Annotated in this window: 8 protein-coding genes; 2 read left to right on the top strand and 6 right to left on the bottom strand. The window is 73.2% G+C overall.

Annotated features, from left to right (window positions below; translation table 11 throughout):
• Both U874_RS0112660 and U874_RS0112655 read right to left on the bottom strand, forming a co-directional pair.
• Window positions 1–426: VOC family protein (locus U874_RS0112660; RefSeq protein WP_025134907.1), on the bottom strand; the 426-nt coding region annotated here is incomplete at its 3' end.
• A gap of 6 nt (window positions 427–432) precedes the next feature.
• On the bottom strand, window positions 433–1,011 hold the full coding sequence (locus U874_RS0112655) for an NADPH-dependent F420 reductase (RefSeq protein ID WP_025134906.1): 579 nt from the start codon (window positions 1,009–1,011) through the stop codon (window positions 433–435).
• A 104-nt stretch (window positions 1,012–1,115) separates the two neighbouring features.
• Between U874_RS0112655 and U874_RS0112650 the strand changes: the two genes are divergently transcribed.
• Entirely contained in the window at window positions 1,116–1,694 is a 579-nt protein-coding gene (locus U874_RS0112650) for a MarR family winged helix-turn-helix transcriptional regulator (protein ID WP_025134905.1), read from the top strand.
• Here U874_RS0112650 and U874_RS0112645 read toward each other — a convergent pair.
• Complete coding sequence (locus tag U874_RS0112645; RefSeq protein ID WP_025134904.1) at window positions 1,681–3,207, bottom strand: NAD(P)/FAD-dependent oxidoreductase; 1,527 nt, start codon at window positions 3,205–3,207, stop codon at window positions 1,681–1,683. The genes U874_RS0112650 and U874_RS0112645 overlap by 14 nt on opposite strands.
• 137 nt (window positions 3,208–3,344) lie before the next feature.
• Between U874_RS0112645 and U874_RS0112640 the strand changes: the two genes are divergently transcribed.
• Complete coding sequence (locus U874_RS0112640; RefSeq protein ID WP_157834260.1) at window positions 3,345–4,007, top strand: RNA polymerase sigma factor; 663 nt, start codon at window positions 3,345–3,347, stop codon at window positions 4,005–4,007.
• Between the two features lie 29 nt (window positions 4,008–4,036).
• Here the strand turns inward: U874_RS0112640 and U874_RS0112635 are convergent, their stop codons facing one another.
• The 3 genes from U874_RS0112635 to U874_RS0112625 form a co-directional block, all read right to left on the bottom strand.
• Entirely contained in the window at window positions 4,037–4,843 is an 807-nt protein-coding gene (locus U874_RS0112635) for a hypothetical protein (protein ID WP_029988418.1), read from the bottom strand.
• Window positions 4,844–4,847: 4 nt separating this feature from the next.
• Complete coding sequence (locus U874_RS0112630) at window positions 4,848–5,414, bottom strand: hypothetical protein (RefSeq protein WP_025134901.1); 567 nt, start codon at window positions 5,412–5,414, stop codon at window positions 4,848–4,850.
• Between the two features lie 114 nt (window positions 5,415–5,528).
• Window positions 5,529–5,878, bottom strand: a 350-nt coding sequence (locus U874_RS0112625; RefSeq protein WP_029988417.1) for a hypothetical protein, incomplete at its 5' end; no start/stop codon positions are given.

The following is a 5,878-nucleotide window of genomic DNA, read 5'->3' as shown; positions in this document are numbered from 1 at the left end:
GCGGTCGACGTAGAGCTCGATGCCGTTCCCCTCGGGATCGGTGAAGTAGAACGCCTCGCTCACGAGGTGGTCGGCGGAGCCCGAGAAGCGACTGCGCGGATCCTGCGCCGTGCGGTACACGGTCGCGGCGAGACTCGCGGCGTCGTCGAAGAGGAACGCCGTGTGGAACAGCCCGGCCTCGCGCGGGCTCGCGGCGGGCAGATCCGGCGTGTGCACGAGGCGCACCATGGGGGTGCTGCCGCGCCCGAGCACCCGGTGCACCTCGCGGCGCGCGGCGCGCTCGGCGATCGGCACAAGGCCGAGGGCCTGCTCGTAGTAGCTGCTCATCTGCTCGAGGTCGCCGACGCGGAGGGTCACCGCGTCCATCGCGAGCCCGGCGGAGAGGATGCGGTCGTCCACCGCGGCGGGGGTCTGCGCTGCGTGCATGGCGGCCTACTCGGCGACGGCGAAGCCGCCGGTCCAGGAGATCCGCTCGCCCACGGCGAGGGTGAGCTGCAGGAAGCCGATCGCCTCGAGCTCGTGCGCGCGGCGGAGCGATCCGGCGTCGATCGCGCGCAGGCCGCCCGCCACGACGTCTGCGGCGAGCGCAGCCTTCGCGTCGCCCGAGTCGCCGGCGATGAGCACCGTCGTGGGCGCCCCGGCGATCGTGCCACCCGCGAGCGTCGCCGCGAAGTTGGTGTTGAACGCCTTGAGCACGTGCGACTGCGGAAGGGCGCGCTGGATCTCGGCAGCGGCCGAGCTGCCCTCGGGCACGACGAGCGCGTCGAAGGTCTCGAAGTCGAGCGGGTTCGTGATGTCGATCACCGTCTTCCCCGCGAGCTGGTCAGCGACCGCCGCGAGGATCTCGGCGACGGCGGGGTACGGCACGGCGAGGATCACGGTGTCGCCCGCGATCGTCGCGCTCGCGCTGTCCGCGTGCCCGATGTACTCGACCGACGCCCCGCCCGCGGCGAGCACGCCGCCGATCGCCTGCGCCATGTTGCCGGTTCCGAAAATCGTGTAGTTCGCCATGATCCGGCTCTCCGTTCCGCCCCCTCGGGAGCATTAGTTGTAGCGTTAACTAAATAATAGGCACACTTTAGTTGTAGCTGCAACTAATGTGCGAGAATTGCTGCATGACCTCCCCTCTCACGCACCCCGAGCGCGTGGCCGTCGCCCGCCTGCACGCGCTGCTCGAGCTGCTCCCCACCGCGCTCGACCAGCGCCTCGCCCCCGCGGGCGTCACCTCCTTCGAGCACACGGTGCTCGACGTGCTCGCCGACAGCCCCGAGCAGCGGGCCCGCCTCAGCGAGGTCGCCCGGCGCACGAACGCCTCGCGCCCCCGCCTCTCCCGGGTGGCCGGCGCGCTCGAACGGCGCGGCCTCATCGAGCGCGCCGCGTGCGAGCTCGACGGTCGCGCCACCAACGCCGTGCTCACGGAGCGGGGCGCCGAGACCCTCGCGCGCTCCCGAGCGGCCTACGCCGAGGCGGTGCGCGAACTCGTGCTCGCGGGCCTCGCCGGGCTCCCCGGAGACGGCACGGCGCAGCTCTCCGAGCTGAGCTACGCGATCCTCACGAGCCTCGACCCGGGGGCGGCAGCAGGGGCAGCGGGGGCGGCATCCGAGGCCGCCGCCGCGGGGACCTGCCCCGCGGATCGCCCGCGGAAGGAGGCCGAGTGCGCGGCGGATCCGCCGCAGGCCGCTACCGCTCCGTGACCTGCCCGGCGCCGAGGCCCAGCTCGGGGGCCGCGAGCCCGTACTCGTGGCGCAGCGCGGAGCGCGCGGCGTACCACCCCGAGAGACCGTGCACCCCGGGGCCCGGCGGCGTCGAGGAGGAGCAGAGGTAGACCCCGCCGAGCGGCGTGCGCCACGGATCCCGCGACAGCACGGGGCGCGCGAGCAGCTGCGGCAGCGACACGCGCCCCGCACTGAAGTCACCCCCGTGGTAGTTCCGGTTGTAGCGGGCGAGCTCCGCCGCCGTCGTGACGCGCACCGCCCGAATCCGGTCGCGGAAGCCCGGCGCGAAGCGCTCGATCTGCGCGGTCACGCGCTCCCCCAGGTCTACGGACGATCCGGCGGGGACGTGGGTGTAGCTCCAGATCGCGTGCTCACCGCCCGGATTCCGCTCGGGATCCCACCTCGTCGGCTGCGCGAGGAGCACATACGGTCGCTCCGGATGCCGCCCCCGGGCGACGGCGAGCTCGGCCGCGGCGCCCTCAGCTCGGCTCCCGCCCAGGTGCACCGTCGGCGCATCGTGCACCCGAGGATCCCGCCAGGGCACCGGACCATCGAGCACGAAATCCACCTTCGTCGCCGCATCCCCGTAGCGGAACCGCTGCAGTGCGCGGCGATAGCGCGGCGGCAGCCGTGAACCGGCGAGCTCGGCCAGTCCGCGCGCCGACGTGTCGAAGAGGACGACGCCGAAGCGGTCGAGCTCCTCGATCCGCTCCACCGCGTGACCTGTCTCGATCCGCCCGCCGTGCGCGAGCAGGTCGGCCGCGAGGGCGTCGGTGATCGCTCGGGATCCGCCGAGCGGAACCGGCCACCCGCGGACGTGCCCGAGGGCGCCGAGCACCACGCCGACGGCTGCGGTGGCGGGGTTCGGCATCCGGCCGATGCTGTGCGCCGCGACCCCCGAGATGAGGGCGGGCGCGGCCGCCTCCCGGAACCGGAGGTTCCACGCCCGGGTTCCCTGCTCCAGTGTGCGGAGCCCCATCGCCGCCGCGGCACCGAGGTCTGCGGGCCAGCGCAGCATGGACCCGCCCAGCGCGAAGTCCACAACCCCCTCGTGCCGGCTGAGGAGCGGCGCGTAGAAGCGCGCGTACGCTGCGCCGTCGCGCCCGAGTTCCGCGACCGTGCGGTCGAGATCCCGGTAGGCCACTGCCGCCCGCCCGTCCCGCGACGCGGGGCCGGCACCGGCGTCGAGCGGGTTCGCGTACGAGGCATCCGGCACGGCGAAGGCGACACGGCGCTCGAGCTCGAAGGCACGGAAGAATCCCGTGGCAAGCGCCAGGGGGTGGATCGCCGAGCAGACGTCGTGCAGCACCCCCGGGCTGACGAGCTCGGCCGTGCGCGTGCCGCCCCCGATCGTCTCGGCCGCTTCGAACACCGTGACCGGCACCCCCGCGCGGGCGAGCGTCACCGCCGCCGCGAGCCCGTTCGGCCCCGCGCCCACCACCGCGGCGGGGGCGTCTCGGCGTCGCCGCGCGGCACGGTTGCGCACGCTCATGACCCCGCGCCCCGCGCACACCGAGCATGCGCTCCCCCGCACCCAAGCGGGCTCGTCGTCCACCGAATCATGCGGATCCCTCTCTGACTTTCCTTGCTGTCCTCTGTGGCCGCGTCATGGCGAATCAGCATGGGGCTGTGGTTACCCTGACGCAGACTTTGGAAGCGCCCCACGCCCGCGCGCCGCACGGCGCCGCGGGAGACCGGGCGCTGCTGTCCGCCGCCCGGAACGGCTCGACCGCCGCCTGGGCGGAGCTCTGGAGCCGCCACTACCCAGCGGCGATCCGCACCGCGCGGCAGTACGTGCTGCATCACGAGGCGGAGGATCTGGTCTCGCACGCGTTCCTCCGGATTCACAGTGTCCTCGTCTCCGGCGGCGGCCCGCAGGAGAGCCTCCGCCCGTACCTGCTGACGACGGTGCGCAACACTGCGCACGATCTGTTCCGCCGGCGTCGGGAGTACCCGTGCGAGTCCGTCGAGGAGACCGCCGAGTCCGTGACGCTCCCCGTGCCTCCCGCCGATCGGGAGACCTGCGATGACGTGGCCCGCGCGTTCTCGGGGCTCCCGTCGCGCTGGCAAGACGCGCTGTGGCTCCGTGAGGTGCAGCAGCGGAAGCTCTCCGAGGTCGCCCGCGAACTCGGCTTGAACGCCAACTCGGCGGCGGCCCTGTGCTTCCGCGCCCGGGAGGGCCTGCGTCGCGCCTGGCACGAGCTGCAGTCGGGCGACGAGCTCAGCGATCCCGGACGCGGCGACGCAGCGGGCGAGCGGCCGCCCGCGACGCACTCCGCACCTCTGCGCTGAGCCGCGCGGGCCGCGCGCCCGTCCCGGTGTCACTGCTCGGCGGGCAGCGGGAGGCGCACGGACGAGACGTCGGCGGCGTCCGGGCGCGTGATCCGGGGCGCCTCGGGCAGCGGATCGAGTGTCACGAGGCTCGTCACCTGCGCCCCGAGGTCCGCCTCGACTCGGTCAATCCACGGCGTCTCAGCGTCCAGCGCGAAGCGCTGCTCCTGGCCGGCGACGGAGACCGCGAGCATGCCCGAGTGCTCGCCCGTGACCACACGTTCCGGGGCGGCGGCCTCGCGGCTGGATTCGAGCGCCTGCAGGAAGCTCGTCAGGTCCGCGAACGCGACCATGCGCTGCGCCTCCGTGCCGGTGAAGACGAGGTACTTCCCGTCGATCTCTGCGATCGTCGCCGCGTCTGCGCCATAGGAGGCCCAGTAGGCGTCCGGTCCGCGCACCCACAGCGTGTCCCCGAGCTGCACCAGATCGAGCGCAAACGCGCCGACGAGAAAGGATCCCCGCCAGGACAGGAGGTCCCCCGAGACCTCGGCACTGCCGGTGATCGCGGAGGCCCCGGACTCGGTCACGTCGAACGCCACCTCCAGCCCCGGCTGCTCGCGGATCGCGCTCCGCGCTGCCGCGAAGACGGCGGTCTCCTCGGCAGTGAGCGCCTCCAGGCGCGCGGCCGCGGGAGTCTCGGCCGCGCCCGAATCCGTGCTCGAGGCGGACGGTGCGGGATCGACGGGCGTGGACGTCCCAGCCGCCGAGCACCCGGTCGCTCCAAGACCGACGCCGATCACGAGCACGAGCGCGGCCAGCGATCCGCGAGCGCAGCAGTATCGGCGTCGCGGGGCCATGCGCTCAGTCACCGGTGGCGAGGAGGCTCTGCAGGTCGACGCCGCAGCGCGCCGCGACCTCGTCGGCGTGCGCATCCGCCGCGCCCTGGTATGCGATGGAGAGCTCGCCGAGCGCGGTCAGCACCTCGGCGTTCCCCACCGTCCCGCCGTACGCGGCGAGGGCGTCCTCCGCGGTGGTCGCCGCATCCGCGATGCCGCGCCAGGAATCGGCCTCGTCCGGGAGGGCGGAGACGGCGCTCAACCGCTCGAAGAGTCCCGCGGTCTGCGCGAGGCGCTCGTCGAGCGTGTCCCCCACGGACTGCGGGGAGAGCTGAGCGGTGAGCGCGTTGATCCGCTCCAACTCGGCGAGCGCGCTGCAGTCGTCACCGAGCGATTCGGGATCCACCGCGGCGAGCTCCGTGAGCAGACCGTCCTGCGGTGGGAACTCCTTGCCCTCGATCGTCTCGGGGGTCTCGCTCGGTGCCGGATCCGGATCGACCGTCGCGGTCGTCTCGGCCGCGCACCCGCTGAGCAGCAGCGCCCCAGCGCACAGCACGGTCAGCGTTGCCTGCTTCGCTCGTGTCCTGAGCATGTTTCTCCTCTTCGGGTTGTCCCCCGCCCCGAACTGCGGGAAGTCGATGTTGGCCCGAATCCGGGGGTGCCGCACCGTGCGAGACGATGCGACACCCCCGGACCGGATCATGGGTTACTTCGCGGCGTCCGCGTTCCGGCGGCGAACCACCGAGAAGCCGACGGCCGAAGCGCCCAGCAGGAGGGCGAGGCCCGCGCCGACGATCGGCAGCGTCATGTCGCTACCGGTCGTGGCGAGCGCGCCGGTGGCGTTGCCACTGGTCGAGCTGTTTGCGGAACCCTGAGCCTTCGCCGAAGCGCCGGCCTGGGCTGCAGCGGACGTATCGCCCGTCGCGGCCTTGTCGCCCTTGGCCGACTTGTCGCCCGTAGCCGACTTATCGCCCTCGGTGCTCTTGTCGCCCTCGGTGGACTTGTCACCCTCGGTGCTCTTGTCACCCTCGGTCGACTTGTCACCCTCGGTGCTCT

Source organism: Leucobacter sp. PH1c (assembly GCF_000633415.1).
GTDB lineage: Bacteria > Actinomycetota > Actinomycetes > Actinomycetales > Microbacteriaceae > Leucobacter.
Note: the sequence above shows the minus strand (reverse complement) of the source record. Positions and strands in the feature narration are given on the sequence as shown.